The following is a 1,940-nucleotide window of genomic DNA, read 5'->3' as shown; positions in this document are numbered from 1 at the left end:
AGCCGTTCGATTGCGGTTATGGATTGCTTGAGTATTTGGTATTGGTTGCGGGTTTGGTGGTTAGGTCTTATTTAGCGTGTTTGGATGTTGGGATGGGTTGGTCTGCCGCAGGGTTGCATCTGTCCTTTAGGCGCGGCGGGATATGGGGTATCTGGGCGTGCGCACCGTTTCACGGATTTGGAGAACGCAATGATGAAGCGCGCCTGGAACAAGTGGCGATCGGGCTATATGGGCCGGCTTGTCGGTGAGAGCTTTTATGCGCAGGGCGGGCTTTACGGCATTGCGATCCTGGCGATGATCGCGGTGGCGGTCACCACCGCCGGCTCGGCTTACATGATGGAATATATCATCGATGCCATGACCAGCCCGGAATTGCGGGGATGGGTGCATGTCATTGCGCTGGGGGTTGTGCTTCTGTTCCTGACCAAGGCGGTGGCCTCGTATATTCAGGCCGTTTTTCTGGCACGCGCGGGCAACCGGATTGTGGCTCAGCAGCAGGAGAAGCTGTACCGCAAGCTGGTCCGGCACGGAGTGTCGTTCTTCTCGACCACTGAATCGTCGGATCTGCTGATGCGCACGACCAATGGCGCGCAATCGGCCCGGAGCCTGATCGATGTTCTGGTCACCGGGTTTGTCCGCGATGCCCTGACCCTGGTCGGCCTGATTGTGGTCATGGTGTATCAGCAGCCGGTCCTGTCGGTGATGTTCTTTGTGGTGGGCCCGATTGCCCTGCTGGGGGTGCGGTATCTGCTGAAAAGCGTCCGCTCGATCATGCAGGCCGAGTTCAAATCGCTGGCAGAGATCATCCGGGTGCTGCAGGAGACCTCGGCGGGGATCAAGGTGATCAAGGTGTTTGCGCTTGAAGATCGCATGATCGACCGAATGGAGACCGCGATCCGGAAGGTCGAACAGCGCTCGAACGACATCGCCCGGCTACAGGCCATTGCCAGCCCGCTGATGGAGTTTCTGGCCGGTCTGGCGGTTGCCGGGGTTCTCATTGTCAGCACGATGGGTATCGCGGGTGCCGAACAGCCGACCGCGGGTCAGCTGATGTCCTTCATCACCGCTTTGCTGATGGCCTATGAACCTGCCAAGCGCCTGTCCAGGATGCGGGTCCAGATTGAAACCTGCATGGTCGGGGTCGGCCTGTTGTTCAGCCTGCTGGATCAGGAGGACACGATGGTGGAAAGCCCCCGGGCCCGTGACCTGAGTGACGGCCCCGGACAGATCACGCTGCGCAATGTGACCTTTGGCTATCAGGGCACGGTGCCGGTGATCGACAACATGAGCGCCACTTTCGAGGCCGGGAAAACCACCGCCCTTGTCGGCCAGTCCGGTGGTGGCAAATCCACGTTGTTTGGCCTGATCATGCGGTTTTACGACCCCGATCAGGGCAGCGTCGAGATCGATGGCCGGGACCTGAGGGATGTTAGCTTTGCCTCGCTGCGGCGGAAAATCTCGTATGTCGGTCAGGATACGTTCCTGTTCTCGGCCTCGGTGATGGACAACCTGCGCTGCTCGGCGCCCGATGCGAGCGACGAAGAGGTGATCGCGGCAGCCCGGGCCGCACATGCGCATCAGTTCATCACCGACCTGCCGCAGGGCTATGAGACCCCGGTGGGCGAGAACGGAACCTTTCTGTCGGGCGGTCAGAAACAGCGCATCGCGATTGCCCGCGCCATTCTGCGCAAGGCCGAGATCCTGCTGCTGGACGAGGCCACAAGCGCGCTGGACGCGGAATCGGAATCGCTGGTCAAAGAGGCGCTGGACGCCCTGACACAGGATGTCACCGTCATCGTCATCGCCCACCGCCTGTCAACCGTGCTGGAGGCAGACAAGATCATCGTCATCCAGGACGGCGCTATCGCCGAACAGGGAAACCTCGACCAACTCATGCAGAAAAACGGCCCCTTCAAAAACCTCTTCGACCAACAGTTCAA

1 protein-coding gene is annotated in these 1,940 nt (G+C 60.1%); it reads left to right on the top strand.

Features of this window, described 5'->3' with window-relative positions; all coding sequences use genetic code 11:
* Nucleotides 1–189 precede the first annotated feature (189 nt).
* Nucleotides 190–1,940 (top strand): ABC transporter ATP-binding protein (locus tag ACR0BF_RS20280; protein ID WP_480625669.1); only part of this gene is annotated, 1,751 nt, incomplete at its 3' end.

The sequence above is a fragment of the Ruegeria sp. AG7 genome (assembly GCF_056541545.1).
The sequence above is the reverse complement of the archived record's forward strand: the minus strand, read 5'-3'. Positions and strand labels throughout refer to the sequence as shown.